A 19,305-nucleotide genomic window follows, 5' to 3' on the forward strand; every position below is an offset into this window, starting at 1 on the left:
TGCCAGCTGCTGCCTGCGATTTCAGTCGAGCGGAATATGCAGCATGCGCGCGCAGTCGCGCGCCGCCGTGCGCGCTTCCTCGAGCGTCGCCGCCGTGAAGTTGATGTGGCCCATCTTGCGGCCCGGACGCGCTTCCTCCTTGCCGTACAGATGCAGCCGCGCCGCCGGCATCGCCGCGACATCGACCCAGGCCGGCGCGCGGGCCTTGTCCTTTTGCGGACCGTCGAACCAGATATCGCCGAGCAGGTTCAGCATCGCGGCGGGCGAATGCTGGCGCGTGTCGCCGAGCGGCATGCCGGTCATCGCGCGGACTTGCTGTTCGAACTGGCTGGTGGCGCAGGCATCGACCGTGTAGTGGCCGGAATTGTGCGGGCGCGGCGCCATTTCGTTCGCGATCAGCGAGCCGTCTTCCAGCACGAAGAATTCGACGCACAGCACGCCGACATAACCGAGTTTCGCGGCGATGGTCAGCGCGGCGTCCTGCGCCTGAGCGACGAGCGCGGCGGACGCATCGGGCGCGGGCACGATCGTCTTCGCGAGAATGCCGTTGACGTGCGTGTTCTGCGCGAGCGGAAACACGGCGGACTTGCCGTCGCCGCCGCGCGCGATCAACACGGAGACTTCGTACTTGAGCGGCATGCGCTTTTCGAGCACGCACGCCACGCCCGAGAGCGAACCGTAGGCCGTGCGGACTTCTTGCACGTTGCGCACGCTGATCTGCCCTTTGCCGTCGTAGCCGAGGCGCGCGGTCTTGAGAATGCCCGGCAGCACGGCGGCGATCTCGTCGTCGTTGAGCGCGGCGAGCGCTTCGGGCGATTCGATCGCGAGATGCGGCGCGACCGGCACGCCCGCCTGCGCGATGAACCGCTTCTCCGCGACGCGATCCTGCGCAATCGCGACGCAACTCGCCGCCGGACTCACGAACGTGGACGACGCCAGAAATTCGAGACTGGCGGACGGCACGTTCTCGAATTCCGTCGATACCGCCGCGCACAGCCGGCCGAGTTCGGTGAGCGCGGACTTGTCGTCATACGCGGCGCGGATGTGGCGGTCGGCGACCGCGCCCGCCGGACTCGCCTCGTCGGGATCGAGCACGGCGACGCGATAGCCCATCGATTGCGCGGCGAAGCAGAACATGCGGCCGAGCTGGCCGCCGCCGACCATGCCGAGCCACGCGCCGGGCAGAATCGGGGAATTGGGAGAAGAGTGTGGGTTCATCGATGCGTGCGGTTGTCGAAGTCTTGCAGCGGGAACGAAGCCGCGATCAAAGCGGCGGCAGCGCCATGTCGCGCGCGGCCTGATTCTGCTTCGCGCGAAACGCGGCGAGCGCGTCGGCGTAGCGCGCGTCGGTCACGCTCAGGATCGACACCGCGAAGAGCGCCGCGTTCGCCGCGCCCGCCTCGCCGATCGCGAACGTCGCGACGGGCACGCCCTTGGGCATCTGCACGATCGAATGCAGCGAATCGACGCCCTTCAGATACTTGCTCGCCACCGGCACGCCGAGCACCGGCACCGTGGTCTTGGCGGCGAGCATGCCCGGCAGATGCGCCGCGCCGCCCGCGCCCGCGATGATCGCGCGCACGCCGCGTTCCCGCGCGCGCTCGGCGTAGGCGAACATTTCGTCGGGCATGCGGTGCGCCGAGACCACTTTCGCCTCGTAGGGCACGCCGAATTCCTGAAGAATCGCGACTGCGTTCTTCATCACGTCCCAGTCGGAACTGGAGCCCATCAGCACGCCGACGAGCGGCGCGTCGTGCGTATGTACTTCGTTCGTCATTTCTCGTGATTCCCCGCTCAGTCGAGCGTCTGGCCGGTCAGCCGTTGCAGCGCTTCCTGATACTTCTCCGACGTCTTCGCGATCACGTCTTCCGGCAGTTTCGGCGCGGGCGGCTCCTTCTTCCACGGCTGCGTTTCGAGCCAGTCGCGCACGAACTGCTTGTCGAACGACGGCGGATTCGTGCCGACCGTGTAGCCGTCCGCCGGCCAGAACCGCGATGAATCGGCGGTGAGGACTTCGTCCATCAAATACAGCTCGCCCTTGTTGTCGAGACCGAACTCGAACTTCGTATCCGCGATGATGATGCCGCGCGTCGCCGCGTACTCGGCGGCTTCCTCGTATAACTGGATCGAAATGCGCTTGATCGTCGCGGAAAGCTCCGTGCCGATGCGCCGTTCCATTTCATCGTAGGTGATGTTTTCGTCGTGATGGCCCATTTCGGCCTTGGCTGCCGGCGTGAAGATCGGCTCGGGCAGCTTCTCGGCGTTCTGCAGGCCCGGCGGCAGTTGCACGCCGCAGACCGCGCCCGTCGCCTGATAGTCCTTCCAGCCGCTGCCGGCCAGATAACCGCGCACGACCGCTTCGACGAGAATCGGCTCCAGGCGCTTCGCGACGACCGCGCGGCCCTTGACCTGCTCGGCTTCGTCCGCCGCGACGACCGTCGCCGGATCGATGCCCGTATTGTGATTCGGCACGATATGGCCCAGCTTCTCGAACCAGAAATCGGCCATCTGATTGAGCACGCGGCCCTTGTTCGGGATCGGCTCGCCCATCACGACATCGAATGCGGAAAGGCGGTCGGTCGTCACGATCAGGAGCTTGTCGTTGCCGACGGCGTAGTTGTCGCGGACCTTGCCACGGCCGAGCAGCGGCAGCGATTTGATCGTGGATTCGTAGAGCGTGGACATCGTCATGTACCGAAGAGGTGCCGAAAAAGTGAATCGCCGCGGCTTGCTGGAAGCGCGGCGAAGGGGAAAAAGCGAACAGGTTCCGTCGCCGGAACCCGTTGATTTTACTTTAGATACGCGCTGCTACTCAGAGCCGTCTCATTTGACGATCTGCGCAAGCTCGCCGGCCTTGTACTTCGCGGCGATCTTCTCGAGCGGAACCGGCTTGATTTTGCCCGCCATGCCCTCGCAGCCGAACTGCATGTAGCGCTGGCGGCAAATTTCCTTGGCGGCCTCGCGCGCGGGCTTCAGATAGTCGCGCGGATCGAACTTCGACGGATTTTCGAACAGATAGCGGCGGATTGCGCCGGTAATAGCCAAGCGCAAGTCGGTATCGATGTTCACCTTGCGCACGCCGTGCTTGATGCCTTCCTGAATTTCCTCGACCGGCACGCCGTAGGTTTCCTTCATGTCGCCGCCGAATTCGCGGATTTCGGCGAGCAATTCCTGCGGCACCGACGACGATCCGTGCATCACGAGGTGCGTGTTCGGAATGCGCTGATGAATCTCGCGGATGCGGTCGATCGCGAGAATATCGCCCGTCGGCTTCTTCGTGAACTTGTACGCGCCGTGCGACGTGCCGATCGCGATCGCCAACGCATCGCACTGCGTCTGTTTCACGAAATCGGCGGCCTGCTCGACGTCGGTGAGCAATTGCTCACGCGTCATCGTGCCTTCGGCGCCGTGGCCGTCTTCCTTGTCGCCCTTCATCGTTTCCAGAGAACCGAGCACGCCCAGTTCGGCTTCGACCGTGACGCCGATGGAATGCGAAAACGCGACGACCTGCTTCGACACGTCCACGTTGTACTCATAGGACGCGACGGTCTTGCCGTCCGCTTCGAGCGAGCCGTCCATCATCACGCTCGTGAAGCCGGAGCGGATCGCCGCCATGCACACCGCCGGCGACTGGCCATGATCCTGATGCATCACGACCGGAATATGCGGATACGACTCGACGGCCGCTTCGATCAGATGACGCAGGAACGCTTCGCCCGCGTACTTACGGGCGCCCGCTGACGCCTGCATGATGACGGGCGCGTTCACTTCGCTCGCGGCCGACATGATCGCCTGCACTTGTTCCAGGTTGTTCACGTTGAATGCCGGGAGGCCGTAGCCGTGTTCGGCTGCGTGATCCAGCAATTGACGCATTGATACGAGAGGCATTGTGGGACTCCATGATGTCAAACGAAACGCTTCGCGCGCGCGGTTCTGCTCTTGCGTGAGTCCTTCGGCAGCTTCCGGCCTTTTCTATGGCGACGACTTGCGCGCTCTTCGCGTTCGCGCCTGGCGATGCAGGCGGCGAACGCGTTTCAATGCCGTGATGCGGCGATGCGGTGATGCGGTAAAACGCGCGCGGTGCTTGACCGCGCATCTTTCCCGAAAATCGAGCGGCGTCAGAAATGATCGCCGACGCGCACGATCTTCAGCGTATTCGTGCCGCCCGCCTGCCCCATCGGTTCGCCGACGGTCAGCACGACCATGTCGCCGCGCGCCGCATAGCCTTTCGACACGACCACTTCGAGCGCCTGATTCAGCGCGGTGTCGCGGTCCATGTTGGTGTCGAGATGCAGCGGCGTGACATTGCGATACAGCGACATCGTGCGCTCGCTGCCGACGCGCGGCGTCAGCGCGAAGATCGGCACATGCGTCCAGTGACGCGACATCCACAGCGCCGTGGAGCCGGATTCCGTCAACGCGACGACTGCCTTCGCGCCGAGGTGATACGCCGTGAACAACGCGCCCATTGCGATCGACTGGTCGATGCGCGTGAACGTACGGTCCAGGAAATCGCGGTCCAGTTGCGACTCCTCGGACTTCTCCGCTTCGATGCACACGGCCGCCATCGTTTCGATGGTCGTCACCGGATACTTGCCGGCCGCGGTTTCGGCGGACAGCATGACGGCGTCGGTGCCGTCGAGCACGGCGTTCGCCACGTCCGAGACTTCCGCGCGCGTCGGCACCGGCGCGTGGATCATCGATTCCATCATTTGCGTGGCGGTGATGACGAGCTTGTTCGACTCGCGCCCCATCCGGATCATGCGCTTTTGCAGCGCGGGAACCGCCGCGTTGCCCACTTCCACCGCGAGATCGCCGCGCGCGACCATGATGCCGTCGGAGGCGTCGAGAATGCCTTGCAGCGCGGGAATAGCCTCGGCGCGCTCGATTTTCGCGATCATCTTCGGCTTGATGCCGTAAGGCGCGCCCGCGATGTTGGCGAGTTGCCGCGCCATTTCCATGTCGGTCGCGTTCTTCGGGAACGACACCGCGACGAAATCCGCGCCGAGCGACATCGCCGTCTTGATGTCCTCCATGTCCTTCTCGGTCAGCGCGGGCGCGGTCAGCCCGCCGCCCTGCCGGTTGATGCCCTTGTTGTTCGACAACTCGCCGCCGACCTTCACGGTCGTATGAATCTCCTCGCCGATCACGCGCGTCACATCGAGCACGATCAGGCCGTCGTTGAGCAGAAGCGTGTCGCCCGCGCGCAGATCGCGCGGCAGGTCCTTGTAGTCGAGGCCGACGCGCTCGTTGTTGCCCATCTCGCAGTTCGCGTCGAGCACGAACGTGTTGCCCGCGACGAGCATGGTCTTGCCGTTCTCGAACTTGCCGACGCGAATCTTCGGGCCTTGCAGGTCCGCCATGATCGCGACCTCGCGGCCTACGTGCCGCGCGGCCTCGCGGACCCATTCGGCGCGTTGGCGATGATCGTCGGCGGTGCCGTGCGAAAAGTTGAAGCGCACGACGTCGAGCCCCGCCTGCATCATCTGCAGCAGGATGTCGGGATTGCTCGATGCCGGACCGATGGTGGCGACAATCTTGGTGGCGCGATGCATGTCTTTCCTCGTCTCTTTGGGAACGCCCGGAACTGGGCTGCGAGCACGTTGCGCTTGCAGCGAGCTGTTGCTCACCGGTTGCGCGCGCGCGCCGGTTCGTGCCGGCGTCGCTTTGTCGATGTTCTTCAACGCATGGGCGGGCACGCCGCCGATGATGACCGGCGGGGTCGCCGGCAATGCTTCCTGCGTGACTGGAAGCGGCTCGTCGTCGGGACGGGCCGACTCTGCGATCAGTCGGGCTGCTTCGCCGGCGGCATCGAGTGCGCCGGCGTTTTCGAGTTCATCGGTTTGCGCGCCGCCGGCTGCTTGCGCGCCCTTCTTTCCTGCTTTCGCCGGGTTGTCTCGGGCCGTCACTGGCTTTATGCCCGTGACTCGAGCACTTCCACCGCGGGCAGCGTCTTGCCTTCGAGGAATTCGAGGAAGGCGCCGCCGCCAGTCGAGATGTAGCTGACCTTGTCGTGAATGCCGTACTTCGCGATGGCCGCGAGCGTGTCGCCGCCGCCCGCGATCGAAAACGCCGACGAATTCGCGATGGCTTGCGCGAGCGTCTTGGTGCCGTTGCCGAACTGGTCGAATTCGAACACGCCGACCGGCCCGTTCCACACGATGGTGCCGGCCGTCGCGAGTTGCGCGGCGAGCGCGTTGGCGGTGTCCGGGCCGATGTCGAGAATCATGTCGTCGTCGGCGATATCGGCGACGGGCTTCGTTTCCGCCTTCGCGGTCGCGGCGAATTCCTTCGCGGTTACGACGTCGCTCGGAATGGGCACGGATGCGCCACGCGCGCGCGCCGCCTCGATGATCTCCTTCGCCTCGTTCACGAGATCGGCTTCCGCCAGCGACTTGCCGATATTGAGCCCCGACGCCAGCATGAACGTATTGGCGATGCCGCCGCCGACGATCAGCTGATCCACCTTCTCTGCAAGCGACTTCAGAATGGTGAGCTTCGTCGACACCTTCGAGCCCGCGACGATTGCGACGAGCGGGCGCTTCGGGTTGCCGAGCGCGCGGCCGAGCGCATCGAGTTCGGCGGCGAGCAGCGGGCCGGCGCACGCAACCGGCGCGTACTTCGCGATGCCGTGCGTGGTCGCCTCGGCGCGGTGCGCGGTGCCGAACGCGTCGTTCACGTAGATGTCGCAGAGCTTCGCGAGCTTTTGCGCGAGAGCGTCGTCGTTCTTCTTCTCGCCCTTGTTGCAGCGGCAGTTTTCCAGCAGCACGACGCCGCCGGGCGCGACATCGACGCCATCGACCCAGTCGGCGACGAGCGGAACGTCGCGGCCAAGCAACTCCGACAGGCGCTTCGCGACCGGCGCGAGCGAGTCTTCCGGCTTGAACTGGCCTTCGGTCGGGCGGCCGAGATGCGACGTGACCATCACGGCCGCGCCGGCGTCGAGCGCCGCCTTGATCGCCGGAACGCTGGCGCGCACGCGGGTGTCTTCGGTGATGTTGCCGGCGTCGTCCTGCGGCACGTTGAGGTCCGCGCGGATGAACACGCGCTTGCCGGAGACTTTGCCTTCGGCGATCAGATCGGTGAAACGCAATACTTTCGTCATGGGAGTCAACGTTAGTCAGAAAAGCGGTTCGGGCGAAGAAGACCGGCGTGTGCCGGCCGGTTCGTTGAAACTTGGGCGCGGGGCCTGAAAACGGAATCCGTGAAGCGGAAGATGCGCGCGCGGACGAGACGGGAGACGAAGACCGCGCGAAAGACGCTGGAGAGCGAGACGCCGACAGCGCGAGGAGACGGACGCGGCGAGCTTCGGAACCGATGCGCGGTGAATGCCGGACTCACTTTCGACCTCGCTCCATGCGACAGGAAAGACCGTCATTTTAACCGATAGCACCGGCCGCTTTTAGCGTGCGATTCTTGATGATGCGTATTTGGCGGGATCGGCATGGACGATTGGCGCGGGCTTACGCGGCGAGGCGCAACAGCGTGTAGACGATCATGCCGACGGCGATCGTGCCCATCATCCCGCGCCGCCACAGGCAATACGCGAGCCCCGCGAGCGACGCCCACAGCGCATGGTTCGAGAGCGCGACGGAGAACCCGGCAGGCGTCTCGAGCAGGTCCGGCACGACCACGCCGGCGAGCGCGGCGGCCGGCGCGTAGCGCAGCACGCGCTGCATGCGCGGCGGCAGCACGGCGCGTTCGCCGCCAATCAGGAAGAACGCACGCGTCACGGCGGTGACGACGCCCATGCCGAGAATCACGAGCCAGATATAGAGCGTGCTCATCGCGCGGGCCTCGTGGCGTCGGGCGCTTGCGCGTCTTGTTCGGATGCCCAAGGCGTTGCAGGCGCTGGCGCCGGCTGCCCCCGTTTCCCGACGACATCGGCGAGCGTGCCCGCCGCGAGCGCGGCGAACACCGCGAGCGGCAAGCCGAAGCGGTACGGCAGATCGAATGCGAGGAGCGCGACGACGCTCGCGACGGCCACCGCTGCAAGCGTCGAGCGCGTCGCGATGGCCGAGACGATGAGCGGAATCAGCGCGAGCGTGCCCGCCAGCTCGAGGCCCCAGTCGTCCGGAATGACGCTCGCGAGCAGGATGCCCGCCACCGACGACACTTGCCACGACATCCAGCTCGTCACGGCGAGTCCCCAGAAGAACGCTTCCTTGCCGGGCTGCGCGCCGACGGCGAAGTTCCGCTTCGCGAACATCAGATAGATGATGTCGCCGTTGAAGTAGCCGATGAGCAGGCGCCGCGGCATCGGCAGATAGGTGAAATGCGGCGCGAGTCCCGCGCTGAAGATGACGAAGCGCAGATTGACCATCGCGGCGGTCAACGGCACGGTCCAGAGCGGGAGCTTCGCGGCGAGAAGCGGCAGCACCGCGAGTTGCGACGACCCCGCGTACACCGCGAGCGACATCCCGAGCGCCTGCGGGACCGTGAGCACGGACTTGGTCATGGCGACGCCGGTGACGAGGCCCCACGAAAAGGTCGCGACAATGGCCGGCGAGAAGGTGCGAAAGCCTTCGATGAAAGCGCGGCGATTCGTTTCGGACAGCCGTTCGAGCATGGACGAGTGCGAGGCCAGGATGGTGCGGTCTGATGCGATGCAGCCGGCCTGAAACGCGCAGCCGGCGCAGAAAGATTGCGCGATGCACTGAAAAACGCGACGTCGCCGCTCACCGACGCGCCGAAAGGCAAATTATAGCGGCGTGAAAGGCGGTGCCAGTTCGGTTCGATTGTGAAAAGAAGCTAAAATGACGGACTTTCACCGCCTTTGCGCCGCCCGCGCTCGTTCGCCGTTTTCTCCGCCTCTCTCTTTGCGTTTCGTGGCTCTGCCCGGTCTCGCGAGCGATGCGCGAGGCGCCGGCAACGAACGGCGGCAGACACGGATTCATCGTAATCACTGAACGAGACAGCTAGGAGAACCGTATGTCAATGGCCGACCGCGACGGCAAGATCTGGATGGATGGCAAGCTCATCGACTGGCGAGACGCCAACATCCACGTTCTGACGCACACGCTGCACTACGGCATGGGCGTGTTCGAGGGCGTGCGCGCGTACAAGACCGCGAAAGGCACGGCCATCTTCCGCCTGCAGGAACACACCAAGCGCCTGCTGAACTCCGCGAAGATCTTCCAGATGGACGTCCCGTTCGACCACGCCACGCTCGAAGCCGCGCAACTCGAAGTCGTGCGCGAGAACAAGCTCGAGACCTGCTATATCCGGCCGATCATCTGGGTCGGCTCCGAAAAGCTCGGCGTGTCCGCGAAGGGCAACACCATTCATGTGGCCATCGCGGCGTGGCCGTGGGGCGCGTATCTCGGCGAAGACGGCCTCGCGAAGGGCATCCGCGTCAAGACGTCGTCGTTCACGCGCCATCATGTGAACGTGTCGATGGTGCGCGCGAAGGCGTCGGGCTGGTACGTGAACTCGATTCTCGCGAATCAGGAAGCCGTGACCGACGGCTACGACGAAGCCCTGCTCCTCGACGTGGACGGCTACGTGTCCGAAGGCTCCGGCGAGAACTTCTTCCTCGTGAACAACGGCAAGCTGTACACGCCGGACCTGTCGTCGTGCCTCGACGGCATCACGCGCGACACGGTCATCACGCTGGCGCGCGACTTCGGCATTCCGGTCATCGAGAAACGCATTACCCGCGACGAGGTCTATACCTGCGACGAAGCGTTCTTCACCGGCACGGCCGCCGAAGTCACGCCGATCCGCGAACTGGACAACCGCACCATCGGCGCGGGCAAGCGCGGCCCGATCACGGAGAAGCTGCAGAGCGCGTTCTTCGACGTGGTCGGCGGCAAGAACGAGAAATACGCGAGCTGGCTCGCAAAAGTCTGATGCATCGCGGGCGGGCCGAGCGCTCGCCTTCGATCGGACAGACGACAGCAACGAACGACATCGAGAAAGAGATAGCAATGAGCGACCTGAAGGAAATGCCGCTGGTGGAATTGTCGGCGAAGGATATTCCCGCGTTCTGCCCGAACCCGAAAATGCAGCGCTGGAGCACGCATCCGCGCGTGTTTCTGGACGTGACGCACGGCGAAGCGCGCTGCCCGTACTGCGGCACGCGCTACAAGCTGAAAGACGGCGAGATCGTCAAGGGTCACTGATTCTCCGAACGCCCGTCGCGCCCGCGTATCGCGCGCGTCACTGACGCGCGCGGCTTCGTTCGGCTTCGCCGCAAGCGCAAACGCGCCGCACGCGCGCACCCGCCGCCCCACAACAAAGACATGAACCACGGCTCGCTGCACTGATGGCAATGAGCCGCGCAATTTTGAGATCGGAAACCGAAAGATGCGCCGTGCGCTGGTAATAGCACCGAACTGGATCGGTGACGCATTGATGGCGCAGCCGCTCTTCACGCTTCTAAAGAAGCTGCATCCGCGCATCGCGATCGACGCCGTCGCGCCCTCGTGGGTCGCGCCCGTGCTCGAACGCATGCCCGAGATCCGCGACGTCTACGCAACCGACCTCGCGCATGGCAAGCTGCAACTGCTGCGCCGCTGGCAACTGGCAAGCGACCTGCGCGATGTCGGCTACGACGCCGCCTACGTCCTGCCGAACTCGATGAAATCCGCGCTGCTGCCGTGGATGGCCGGCATCGGGCTGCGCATCGGCTACAAGGGCGAGAGCCGCTACGGGCTCTTGAACGTGCGCCATGCGAATCCGCCGAAAACCGACCGTCCGCCGATGACCGCGCACTACGCCGCCCTCGCCTATGCGCCCGGCGCGAAGCTGCCGTTCATCGACAAGTTCGCGCAGGCCGACGCCGCGCAGACGAGCGACGCGCCGCACTTGCCGGTGCCGCGCCTCGAATCCGATCCGAACGAAGCCGTGCGCGTCTCGGCGCGCTTCAATCTCGATACGCGCACGCCGCTCGTCGTGTTTTGTCCGGGCGCGGAGTACGGGCCGGCCAAGCGCTGGCCGCCGGAGCATTTCGCATCGCTCGCGCAGTTCGTCGCGCAGTCGTTTCCGTATGCGCGCATCGTCGCACTCGGGTCGAACAAGGATTCGGCGGTCGCCCAGGCCATCGCGGAACGCTCGCCCAATGTGCGCAACCTATGCGGTCAGACATCGCTTGGAGAAGCGTGCGCGTTGATCGCGCGGGCAAGCGCCGTCGTCACCAACGACTCCGGCCTCATGCACGTCGCGGCGGCGTTGCGGCGGCCGCTCGTCGCGGTGTACGGCTCGACCGACCCGCGCCACACGCCGCCCTTGTCCGATCTCGCAAAGGTACAATGGCTCCATCTCCAGTGCAGTCCGTGCTTTGCCCGCGAGTGTCCGCTCGGCCATCTCAATTGCCTTCGCGAACTCTCCGCCGAACAGGTTTTCGGCGATCTGCGCGGCATGCTGCTCGCGCATCGTTAAGCGCTTTTCGGGCGGCTTCGATTGCAGCGTGCGGGCGCGGACACGCCAATGTCTCCGAACGGAGGCATGCTTTGAACCATGACCGATACGCCGCGCCGCCACACGGCGCGACGCATCGAATGCCAGAGACCCACGAGCCATGCCACGTTTCGCCCGCCTATTCGAAGCTGCCGCCGACACGCTCAACGCCTACTATCAGGCCGTCGCGGACAACAGCATCGACGCTGTGATGTCGCTCTGGATCGACGAGGAATTCGCCACGTGCATCTGCGCGGACGGCACGCATCTGCATGGTCTGGAAAGCATCCGCGCGGGTCTCGGCAAGCAGTTCGAGACGCAGCCGCTCAACATCGAGCCGCTCGACATCCGCGTGTACGACAGTCTCGGCACCGTCGTCTATGCCATCGCGGAGGCGCATCAGAACGCGGTCGCCCTCGCGCCGCGCATGATCTTCACGACTTACGTGATGGTTCACGAGCGCGGCGAATGGCGCATCGCGCATATTCACGCGAGCGAGATGCCGACCGACGCGGCCGGCCAGTTCGCCGCGAAGCTGCGTCACGGGCAAGGGCCGTTGCACTGAAACACCGCGGTATCGAAACACAAAGACGTTCGTCGGGGAGAAGGCCATGAAACGCGATCCGTTGTTGAAGCACGATTCGTCGTTCGTGGACAAAGCGCCCGCCGCGGCGCTGAAGGACACCGCGCAAGCCGCCGCGCGCGTGCTGGCGCAGCCGGCGTCGCAATGGCTGTATAGCGCCCCGCGCTGGCTGCCGACGAGCCACGCGCAAACCATCGTGCCCGCGCTTTTCGGGCGCAAGCCCGACGTGCGTTACCGGCGCGAGCGATGGAACACGCCGGACGGCGATTTCATCGATCTCGACTGGCTCGCGCACGATTCCGACGCGGCGCGCCCGGCTTCGGCCGCGCCGCTCTTCGTGCTCTTTCACGGCCTCGAAGGTAACTCGGACTCCCACTACGCCCGCACGCTAATGGCTGCCGCGCAAGCACGCGGCTGGCACGGCGTGGTGCCGCACTTTCGCAGTTGCAGCGGGCCGCTCAACGATCTGCCGCGCTTCTATCACCTCGCGGATAGCGCCGAAGTCGACTGGATTCTGCGGCGTCTGCGCGAGCGCCACGCGGGGCCGATCGTGGCGGCGGGCGTGTCGCTCGGCGGCAACGTGCTGCTGCATTGGCTCTGCAAACGCGGCGCCGATGCATCGATCATCAGCGCGGCGGCGGCGATCTCCGCGCCGCTCGATGTCCACGCGGGCGGCCAGGCCATCTCGCAGGGCTTCGGCATGGTCTATACGCGCAGCTTTCTCAAGTCGCTGAAGAAGAAGGCGCTCGCGAAGCTCGCGCAATATCCCGGCCTCTACGCGCGCGACGCCGTGCTCGCCGCGCGCACGCTCTACGAGTTCGACAATGTCGTGACCGCGCCGCTGCACGGCTTTCGCGATACGAACGACTACTGGTCCACGGCGACGGTCCGCGCGCATCTGAAGCGCATCGAAGTGCCCGCGCTCGTTTTGAACGCGCGCAACGATCCGTTCCTGCCCGATTCCGCGTTGCCATCGCAGGCCGAAGTGTCGCCGTGCGTCACGCTCGATCAGCCGAACCACGGCGGTCACGTCGGCTTCATGACAGGGCCGTTTCCGGGGCGCATCGACTGGCTGTCGTCGCGCGTGTTCGGCTATCTGGAACACTTCCTTCCCCGCGAGTGAATCATGGATGACATCGTCAAACAGGCGCTCGCCAAGTGGCCCAACGTTCCGCACTGCACGGGCTGGCTGCTGCTCGACCGGCGCGGCCAATGGCGCATGCGCGACGAGGCGAGCCAGGCTGCGGGCACGCTCGGCGACGTGATCCGCCATGAAGCGCTGATCGGCTTCATCAACCGCAACTACGAGCGCGACGAAGAAGGCCAGTGGTTCTTCCAGAACGGGCCGCAGCGCGTCTACGTGGAACTGGCCTATACGCCGTGGATCGTGCGGCTCGCCCAGAGGAACGGCGGGCTTGGCCTGACCGATCACATCGGCACGCCGTTCGAGCCTGCGCACGCGTGGCTCGACGACGAAGGCGGCGTGCTCTTCTCCGACGGCGCCTCGCCCGCGCGCGTCGCCGCGCTGCACGATCACGATCTCGATCTGCTCGCAAGCCACGCATCGTTCGACGACACCGCGCGCAGCGGCGTTGTCCATTGGCGCGATGCGGTCGACATCACCGTGCAGCCGATCGCGCGCGCGGAGGTCGAAACGCGCTTTCACTTCGTCGCGAGTCCGTCGGCGCGCGCCGCGCTAACACGCTGACGCGCTAGCTTTTCTCGTCCTGATCGCGCTCTTCCTTGTAGCGCGTCTCGAAATCGCGCAGACGCGCGGAAATCGTCGATAGATCGTAGAAGCTCGCGCCTTTCACGTCGCGCGCTTCCTTCAACTGCCGGATCGCGGACGGCCATGCGCCGTCGAGCGCGAATTTCTCGGCCATCGCCTCGTGGTGGCGCAACGGATCGTTCAGCCCCGCGCTCGCCTGCGCGAGATAGAGCCACCAGTCGGCGCGGGCCGGCTCGATGCGCGTTTCGCGGCGCGCGAGCGTCTGGGCGTCGGCATAGCGATGCGCCGCGACGAGCGCCTGCAAATGAACGTCGATGGCCGCGTGCGAGTTCGGCCAGCGCGTCTCTGCGATGTCGGCGAGACGGATCGCGTCGTTGTAGCGGCCCGCCCGGCGCGCGATCTCGGCGGCGAGCACGTCGAGGCTCGGCGTGCTGCGGGCGGGATGCGGCAGCGCGTCGGCGGTGACACGCACGGGCGGAAGGGTGATTTCGTTGCCGGTCGATGCCGTCGCATCGAGTGCGTCGCGTGCGCTGCTGCCGAAGAGGGACGTCATCGCGGCGGCGGGCGGAGTACTCGCGACAGGCGCGCGGGACGCGGCGGCGGGCGGGGCGCTCGCTACAGGCGCGCGAGACGCGGCGGCGGCGGGCGGGGTACTCGCGACAGGCGCGCGAGACGCGGCGTCGGCGGGCGGAGCGCTCGCGACAGGCGCGCGGGAAGTCGCGGCGGCGGGCGGAGCGCTCGCGACAGGCGCGCGGGAAGTGGCGGCGGCGGGCGGGGTGGCGGTTTCACGCGCCCGTGCTGCCGGTGCGCCGCCCGATTGCGTCGCATGCGCCTTGCTGCTGGCGGTGTTTGCGGGACGCGCCGGCGCTGTCATCGATAAGTGCGTTGAACTGGCCGCGCTTGACATGTTCGCCGCGTTCGCCGCGTTCGCCCAACTTGCCGCCGAATCCGCCGATGCCGCGGCGCGCCCGCCCGCCGTCGCATCGACCGTCTGCGCCAGTTCACGCCGCGCTTCGACCGATGCCGCCGCCGTGCTCGCCTCCTCGCCTTCGAAGAGACGCCGCGCCCGCGCGAGCGCGTCGTTGGCGGCGTCGGCGTCGCCCATCAGCGAACGGGCAAGCGCGATGCCGTACCAGTTCGCCGCGGGATTGAGCGCGGTTTGATCGTCGATTTCGGACTTCAGGCGGCTCGCGACCTCGCGATAGTCGCTCGCGTAGTTGACCTGCAGCACGCGCGCGCGGGCGCGCACGAACGCGTATTCCGCCGATTGCCTCGGCTGGCGATACGGCACGCGCCGCGCGCGATCCTCCATGTCGGCGATGCGCTCGGTCGTAAGCGGATGCGTGCGCGCGTAGGGCGGCACGCCGTTATCGGCCATCGACGCGCGATCGAGCCGCTCGAAGAACGCGGTCATCGCGTAAGGGTCGTAGCCGGCAGCCGTCAGCATCTGGAAGCCGACGCGGTCCGCCTCGTGTTCGGCGGCGCGCGAAAAGCGCAGTTGATTGTCGACGGCGAACGCCTGCCCGCCCATCGCGATGCCCATGCCGAGATCGCCGCTGCGCGCCATCACGCCGGCGAGCAGACCGGCGAGCATCGCCGCGAGCGCCGCGTAGCTGCTCTTCTGCTGCGCACCGATCATCCGCGCGATGTGCCGCTGAAGAACGTGCCCCATCTCGTGCCCGACGACGGACGCAAGCTCCGATTCCGTCTGCGTCGCCGAAATCAGCCCCGTATTCACGCCGATGAAGCCGCCCGGCATGGAGAACGCGTTGATCTGGGCATCGCGCACGGCGAACAGTTCGAAGTCGGGCCGGTAGCCGCCGAGATACTGCGTGGCTGCGGCGGCCGAGAGCCGCGATGCGATGGAATCGAGGTAATCGCGCATCAGCCAGTCGTCGAGATAGTCCGGGTCGGCGCGGACTTCGCGCATCATGCGCTCGCCGAGCTTGCGCTCCGCTTGCGGCGAAAGCGTACCGCCGGAGCCGTCGCCGAGATCGGGCAGTTGCACCGACGAAAGCGGCGCGCGAAGGTTCGACATCGCTCCCGGACGATCCGCAAAACGGCTCTCTGCGCCGCCGTACACGCCGAAGACGCCCTCCGCGACGTTGCCCGCGTTTTGCGCGCCGGCGTCGTCTCCTCCGGAGTGGACCGGAGCGGCGGCGATGGCGTCGCGGTTGGCGTCGCGATGAACGTCCGCGTTCGGCGCGCCCGCCTGCGCCCACGCGAGTGGCGGCATGGCGAGGCTCAGGCAGAGCGAGACGATGAATACGCGACTTGTACGATTGGGCATATCGCGAAACGGGGCTCGAGGCGGCGGTCGGCGTGTCGGGGAAAACGCGCTTATCGTATCAAGTGTCGTGCGCGCGGACCTCCGGACGAAGGCGCGACGAGATGCGCCGATGCCGCGCTATGATAGGCGCCCTTTCAAAGCAACCCCACTGCGCAAACGGAGACGCCATGTCTGGACTCACTCATTTCGACGCCGCCGGCGAAGCGCACATGGTCGATGTCGGCGACAAGAACGAGACGCGGCGCATTGCGGTGGCGCGCGGCTCCATCGTCATGCTCGACGCCACGCTCACGCTGATCCGCGAAGGCCGCGCGAAAAAGGGCGACGTGCTCGGCGTGGCGCGCATCGCCGCGATTCAGGGCGCCAAGCGCACCGCCGATCTCATCCCGCTCTGTCATCCGCTCGCGCTGACGCGCGTGGCGGTGGACTTCTCAATCGATGAAGCGCTGCCCGGCGTGCATTGCGAAGTGCGCGTGGAAACGGTCGGACGCACCGGCGTCGAAATGGAAGCGCTCACGGCCGTGCAGGTCGGACTGCTGACCATCTACGACATGTGCAAAGCCGTGGATCGCGGCATGACCATCACGAACGTGCGCGTGATGGAAAAGCACGGCGGGAAATCAGGGGACTGGGTAGCGGACGAAGCATCGCCCGCCTGAACGACCCGGCCTTTCGCCGATGCCGCGCGCGTCATTCGTCCGCGTCGTCGTCGGGTTGCGCCTCCTCGCCCGCTGGCGCGCCGTACCGCTTCACCAGTTCCGCGCGGAACGACGCCAACGGCGCGCCGATCTCGTCGATGGAACGGTAGAGCGAATCGAGCTGCGCCGGCCAGTCATGCAACTCGGTCGCGAATATCTTGAGGCGCGCGGTCGTGTCCAGCGCTTCGGCCCGCTGCCCCGCGAGCGCCTGCAGCACCGCGTAGCGACGCAAGACCGTCTCGCCCGGCAAGAGCGCCATCGCCTGCCGATGCGCCTCGAGCTTGGATTCGAGGTCCTGCGCGTTCATCGGCAGCAGCGTGGCCGCGCCGTACTCGCCCCAGGCGCCGAAGAGGAACGCCGGATCGTCGCGATACTGCTCGGCCGGACGTGAGCCGTAATACAGCACCTCCGCGCGGTTGTAATCGCGCATCGTCGGGTAAAGCGCGATCAGGCCACCCGCCACCAGCACCGCATACACGCCATACGACACCGGCCGCGCGACGAGCCGCAGCGGGCGCGTCTCCAGCAGCCCGAACACGAGCATCGCGGGCATCAGAAAGAACATGTACTGCTGCGGATATTCGACGAGCGCGTGCATCAGCAGCACGCCCAGCAGCGACAGCGCGAAGATGCGCGCGGGCGTATGCGGCGCGCGCAGCACGCGAATCAGCCACAGCACGATGCCCGCCACCAGCACGGCGACGCCGATCAGCCCGGTCTTCGCGAGCAGATCGATGAAGATATCGTGCGCGTTGTTCGCAATCTCGACGCCGCCGAGATCGCGAACGAGATCGAACTGATAGCGCGGAAACTCGCCCCAGCCGACGCCGAGCAGCGGGTGCGTGCGGAACATCGTCCAGCCGTATTTCCACAGCGCAAGACGCGGCGCAATCTGGTTCGCGTCCTGCATGCGTTCCGCCGCCGATTGCGCGAGACCGAGCTGATAGCGCACGTTGATCCAGCGCACGGCTGCGTTCACCGCGACGAACAGCACGGCCAGCGCAACCGGAATCAGCCACGCGCGGATATCGCGGCGGTCGCGTCCGCCGCTCGATACGGGATCGTCGGCATCGGCGGCGGCGCCTGCGCGCCCGCGCGCGAAGGCCATCCACCATCCCGCGACCACGAGCACGCCCGTCTGTAGCCACGGTCCGCGCGATACGGTGAGCGCGAGCCCGAAAGAAAGCACCGCCGACACGACGACCCACACGGCGACGGGCATGCGGCGCGTCTGCACGAAGTAGAGCGCGCCCGCCATCGCGAACGAAATGACGGTCGCGAGGTGATTGGCCTGCGCCATGTTGCCGAAAGGCCGCCGCTGGATCGCGACGTTGTAAGCGACGACGAACGGCGCGAACTTCGCCTCGGCGTGGAACAACTGCACCGTCTGGCAAAAGACGGCGAAGAGCCCGCCCACGATTAGCGCCGCCGCGCCGACGCGCAGCGCCTTTTCAGCCAGCCCCGCACGCGCGAAGCCGAAGCCCGTATGCACCGCGACGAACGACGCGAGCAGATACGCGCCGCCGAGCCAGTTCATCGACGGCTGCGCGACGGGCAGCAGCGCCGTCTGCGCGACCACGACGATGCCGAACGCGAGCGGCATCAGCGCGACGACCGGCGATGCGAACGGCACGCGCGGTTCCGAGACGCGCACGAGCAGCGCGACCGTCGCGCCGAGCGCAAGGTACAGGGCGAGCGCGCTGTACTCGGCATAGAAGGTCGGAATCGGGTAAGTGTGGTTGACGACGCCGAAAGGAATCGTCAACGCGAGACACAAAACGGCGAAACAGAGAAAACGCGCGTATCGAGAAAGCATGAGGGGCTGGGAACGTCGGGAACCGGCGCACTATACAAAACTTTGCGTCCGCTGTGCGCCGCATGCCCGTAAATGCCGCGAAATGACCGTCGGACGCGCGGGAGCGCGTTGCCTCTCGCCCCCGCTCGACGCATCCCGCTTCAGGCGCGGCACTCCGGCGGTGCAAGATTGCCCGGCAGCGTCGGCGCCTGTGCCGGCGCCGGTCCCGCGCCCGGCGCCGGGAGCGAGGACGCCGCCTTGGCCCCGGCGAAGCACTCCCAGGTGATCGTGCCCGCCTGCACCGAGCCGCGCGTCAGCGCGACGCGCGCGGTCGGCGTCTCGGCGTTGTCGGGCGCGGACGGCACGAGCACGAGCGTGTTCGATCCCTCCGGCGCGACGCGCGTGCTGTATGCAATCGTGATCTGGCCGCTGTCGCTGTCGACGTGAATCGATTCCACATTGCGCGTGGCGGGCGGCGACGCGTAGGCGTTTGCGAGATCCGCGCCACTCGACGCGTTCTCCGCCACCGCGAGCCGCGCCGATGCCGCGAGCGCCATGCCCTCGCCTACGCGGCTGCGCGCCAGATAGTCCTGATACGCGGGAATCGCGTAGGCCGCGACCACGCCGACGATCGCCAGCACGATCATCAATTCGATCAGCGTGAAGCCGTTCGCGCCCGCTTTCGCGCGCGTGAGCCATGCGCCCCATCCTAGCCGCTCACGCGGCGCCTTCAAACTCAAAGCCGTGCTCGTCATTGCTGCTCCCAAAAGACAAAAAGCGCCGGCCGCGCAATGCGAACCGACGCTTTCA

The 19,305-nt window shown here is 66.3% G+C and carries 18 protein-coding genes; 7 read left to right on the plus strand and 11 right to left on the minus strand.

The genetic code is table 11. The features are described 5' to 3' along the window. Positions 1 to 21: 21 nt before the first annotated feature. From LDZ27_RS12095 to LDZ27_RS12130, 8 genes are all read right to left on the minus strand, one after another. On the minus strand, positions 22 to 1,218 hold the full coding sequence (locus tag LDZ27_RS12095; RefSeq protein ID WP_244814315.1) for a 5-(carboxyamino)imidazole ribonucleotide synthase: 1,197 nt from the start codon (positions 1,216 to 1,218) through the stop codon (positions 22 to 24). A gap of 46 nt (positions 1,219 to 1,264) precedes the next feature. Continuing rightward, complete coding sequence (gene purE, locus LDZ27_RS12100; RefSeq protein ID WP_244814316.1) at positions 1,265 to 1,777, minus strand: 5-(carboxyamino)imidazole ribonucleotide mutase; 513 nt, start codon at positions 1,775 to 1,777, stop codon at positions 1,265 to 1,267. 17 nt (positions 1,778 to 1,794) lie between these two features. After that, positions 1,795 to 2,685 carry a phosphoribosylaminoimidazolesuccinocarboxamide synthase gene (locus tag LDZ27_RS12105; protein ID WP_244814317.1) on the minus strand — a complete coding sequence of 297 codons (891 nt, stop codon included), beginning with the start codon at positions 2,683 to 2,685 and terminating at the stop codon, positions 1,795 to 1,797. Between the two features lie 138 nt (positions 2,686 to 2,823). Further along, complete coding sequence (fba, locus tag LDZ27_RS12110) at positions 2,824 to 3,888, minus strand: class II fructose-bisphosphate aldolase (protein ID WP_244814318.1); 1,065 nt, start codon at positions 3,886 to 3,888, stop codon at positions 2,824 to 2,826. Positions 3,889 to 4,118: 230 nt separating this feature from the next. Continuing rightward, positions 4,119 to 5,555, minus strand: coding sequence for a pyruvate kinase (gene pyk, locus LDZ27_RS12115; RefSeq protein ID WP_244816132.1), 1,437 nt, complete (start codon positions 5,553 to 5,555; stop codon positions 4,119 to 4,121). Between the two features lie 359 nt (positions 5,556 to 5,914). Then, a complete protein-coding gene (locus LDZ27_RS12120) occupies positions 5,915 to 7,105 on the minus strand; it encodes a phosphoglycerate kinase (RefSeq protein WP_244814319.1) in 1,191 nt (396 codons plus the stop codon). Between the two features lie 358 nt (positions 7,106 to 7,463). After that, positions 7,464 to 7,787: an AzlD domain-containing protein gene (locus tag LDZ27_RS12125; RefSeq protein ID WP_244814320.1), complete on the minus strand. Its 324-nt coding sequence runs from the start codon at positions 7,785 to 7,787 to the stop codon at positions 7,464 to 7,466. Further along, entirely contained in the window at positions 7,784 to 8,569 is a 786-nt protein-coding gene (locus tag LDZ27_RS12130) for an AzlC family ABC transporter permease (protein WP_244814321.1), read from the minus strand. Before LDZ27_RS12130 ends, LDZ27_RS12125 begins: the two co-directional genes overlap by 4 nt. Before the next feature lie 362 nt (positions 8,570 to 8,931). Between LDZ27_RS12130 and LDZ27_RS12135 the strand changes: the two genes are divergently transcribed. From LDZ27_RS12135 to LDZ27_RS12160, 6 genes are all read left to right on the plus strand, one after another. Then, positions 8,932 to 9,852: a branched-chain amino acid transaminase gene (locus tag LDZ27_RS12135; protein ID WP_244814322.1), complete on the plus strand. Its 921-nt coding sequence runs from the start codon at positions 8,932 to 8,934 to the stop codon at positions 9,850 to 9,852. Between the two features lie 77 nt (positions 9,853 to 9,929). After that, a complete protein-coding gene (locus LDZ27_RS12140) occupies positions 9,930 to 10,124 on the plus strand; it encodes a zinc-finger domain-containing protein (protein WP_244814323.1) in 195 nt (64 codons plus the stop codon). A gap of 184 nt (positions 10,125 to 10,308) precedes the next feature. Further along, a complete protein-coding gene (gene waaF, locus LDZ27_RS12145) occupies positions 10,309 to 11,382 on the plus strand; it encodes a lipopolysaccharide heptosyltransferase II (RefSeq protein ID WP_244814324.1) in 1,074 nt (357 codons plus the stop codon). 139 nt (positions 11,383 to 11,521) lie between these two features. Continuing rightward, positions 11,522 to 11,965: a nuclear transport factor 2 family protein gene (locus LDZ27_RS12150; RefSeq protein WP_244814325.1), complete on the plus strand. Its 444-nt coding sequence runs from the start codon at positions 11,522 to 11,524 to the stop codon at positions 11,963 to 11,965. 46 nt (positions 11,966 to 12,011) lie between these two features. Further along, on the plus strand, positions 12,012 to 13,106 hold the full coding sequence (locus LDZ27_RS12155) for a hydrolase (protein WP_244814326.1): 1,095 nt from the start codon (positions 12,012 to 12,014) through the stop codon (positions 13,104 to 13,106). Positions 13,107 to 13,109: 3 nt separating this feature from the next. Beyond that, positions 13,110 to 13,691: a DUF2946 family protein gene (locus LDZ27_RS12160; RefSeq protein WP_244814327.1), complete on the plus strand. Its 582-nt coding sequence runs from the start codon at positions 13,110 to 13,112 to the stop codon at positions 13,689 to 13,691. A 4-nt stretch (positions 13,692 to 13,695) separates the two neighbouring features. On the opposite strand, the gene LDZ27_RS12165 is transcribed toward LDZ27_RS12160, so the two are convergent. Then, positions 13,696 to 16,002, minus strand: coding sequence for a M48 family metalloprotease (locus tag LDZ27_RS12165; protein WP_244814328.1), 2,307 nt, complete (start codon positions 16,000 to 16,002; stop codon positions 13,696 to 13,698). A 167-nt stretch (positions 16,003 to 16,169) separates the two neighbouring features. Here LDZ27_RS12165 and moaC point away from each other — a divergent pair, with 167 nt between their 5' ends. After that, entirely contained in the window at positions 16,170 to 16,661 is a 492-nt protein-coding gene (gene moaC, locus LDZ27_RS12170; RefSeq protein ID WP_244814329.1) for a cyclic pyranopterin monophosphate synthase MoaC, read from the plus strand. A gap of 31 nt (positions 16,662 to 16,692) precedes the next feature. On the opposite strand, the gene LDZ27_RS12175 is transcribed toward moaC, so the two are convergent. Beyond that, entirely contained in the window at positions 16,693 to 18,516 is a 1,824-nt protein-coding gene (locus LDZ27_RS12175; RefSeq protein WP_244814330.1) for a Wzy polymerase domain-containing protein, read from the minus strand. Between the two features lie 140 nt (positions 18,517 to 18,656). Continuing rightward, positions 18,657 to 19,250 carry a pilin gene (locus LDZ27_RS12180; protein ID WP_304656939.1) on the minus strand — a complete coding sequence of 198 codons (594 nt, stop codon included), beginning with the start codon at positions 19,248 to 19,250 and terminating at the stop codon, positions 18,657 to 18,659. Between the last annotated feature and the right edge of the window lie 55 nt (positions 19,251 to 19,305).

The sequence above is a fragment of the Caballeronia sp. Lep1P3 genome, assembly GCF_022879595.1.
In the GTDB taxonomy this organism is placed as follows: Bacteria; Pseudomonadota; Gammaproteobacteria; order Burkholderiales; family Burkholderiaceae; genus Caballeronia.

Excerpts from the sequence above, each read along its gene's own strand:
- moaC (WP_244814329.1), top strand. The coding sequence starts at position 16,170 with ATGTCTGGACTCACTCATTTCGACGCCGCCGGCGAAGCGCACATGGTC.
- LDZ27_RS12095 (WP_244814315.1), bottom strand. The coding sequence starts at position 1,218 with ATGAACCCACACTCTTCTCCCAATTCCCCGATTCTGCCCGGCGCGTGG.
- LDZ27_RS12120 (WP_244814319.1), bottom strand. The coding sequence starts at position 7,105 with ATGACGAAAGTATTGCGTTTCACCGATCTGATCGCCGAAGGCAAAGTC.
- LDZ27_RS12165 (WP_244814328.1), bottom strand. The coding sequence starts at position 16,002 with ATGCCCAATCGTACAAGTCGCGTATTCATCGTCTCGCTCTGCCTGAGC.
- LDZ27_RS12175 (WP_244814330.1), bottom strand. The coding sequence starts at position 18,516 with ATGCTTTCTCGATACGCGCGTTTTCTCTGTTTCGCCGTTTTGTGTCTC.
- fba (WP_244814318.1), bottom strand. The coding sequence starts at position 3,888 with ATGCCTCTCGTATCAATGCGTCAATTGCTGGATCACGCAGCCGAACAC.
- LDZ27_RS12135 (WP_244814322.1), top strand. The coding sequence starts at position 8,932 with ATGTCAATGGCCGACCGCGACGGCAAGATCTGGATGGATGGCAAGCTC.
- pyk (WP_244816132.1), bottom strand. The coding sequence starts at position 5,555 with ATGCATCGCGCCACCAAGATTGTCGCCACCATCGGTCCGGCATCGAGC.
- LDZ27_RS12150 (WP_244814325.1), top strand. The coding sequence starts at position 11,522 with ATGCCACGTTTCGCCCGCCTATTCGAAGCTGCCGCCGACACGCTCAAC.
- LDZ27_RS12140 (WP_244814323.1), top strand. The coding sequence starts at position 9,930 with ATGAGCGACCTGAAGGAAATGCCGCTGGTGGAATTGTCGGCGAAGGAT.
- purE (WP_244814316.1), bottom strand. The coding sequence starts at position 1,777 with ATGACGAACGAAGTACATACGCACGACGCGCCGCTCGTCGGCGTGCTG.
- LDZ27_RS12125 (WP_244814320.1), bottom strand. The coding sequence starts at position 7,787 with ATGAGCACGCTCTATATCTGGCTCGTGATTCTCGGCATGGGCGTCGTC.
- LDZ27_RS12180 (WP_304656939.1), bottom strand. The coding sequence starts at position 19,250 with ATGACGAGCACGGCTTTGAGTTTGAAGGCGCCGCGTGAGCGGCTAGGA.
- LDZ27_RS12155 (WP_244814326.1), top strand. The coding sequence starts at position 12,012 with ATGAAACGCGATCCGTTGTTGAAGCACGATTCGTCGTTCGTGGACAAA.
- LDZ27_RS12160 (WP_244814327.1), top strand. The coding sequence starts at position 13,110 with ATGGATGACATCGTCAAACAGGCGCTCGCCAAGTGGCCCAACGTTCCG.
- LDZ27_RS12105 (WP_244814317.1), bottom strand. The coding sequence starts at position 2,685 with ATGTCCACGCTCTACGAATCCACGATCAAATCGCTGCCGCTGCTCGGC.
- waaF (WP_244814324.1), top strand. The coding sequence starts at position 10,309 with ATGCGCCGTGCGCTGGTAATAGCACCGAACTGGATCGGTGACGCATTG.
- LDZ27_RS12130 (WP_244814321.1), bottom strand. The coding sequence starts at position 8,569 with ATGCTCGAACGGCTGTCCGAAACGAATCGCCGCGCTTTCATCGAAGGC.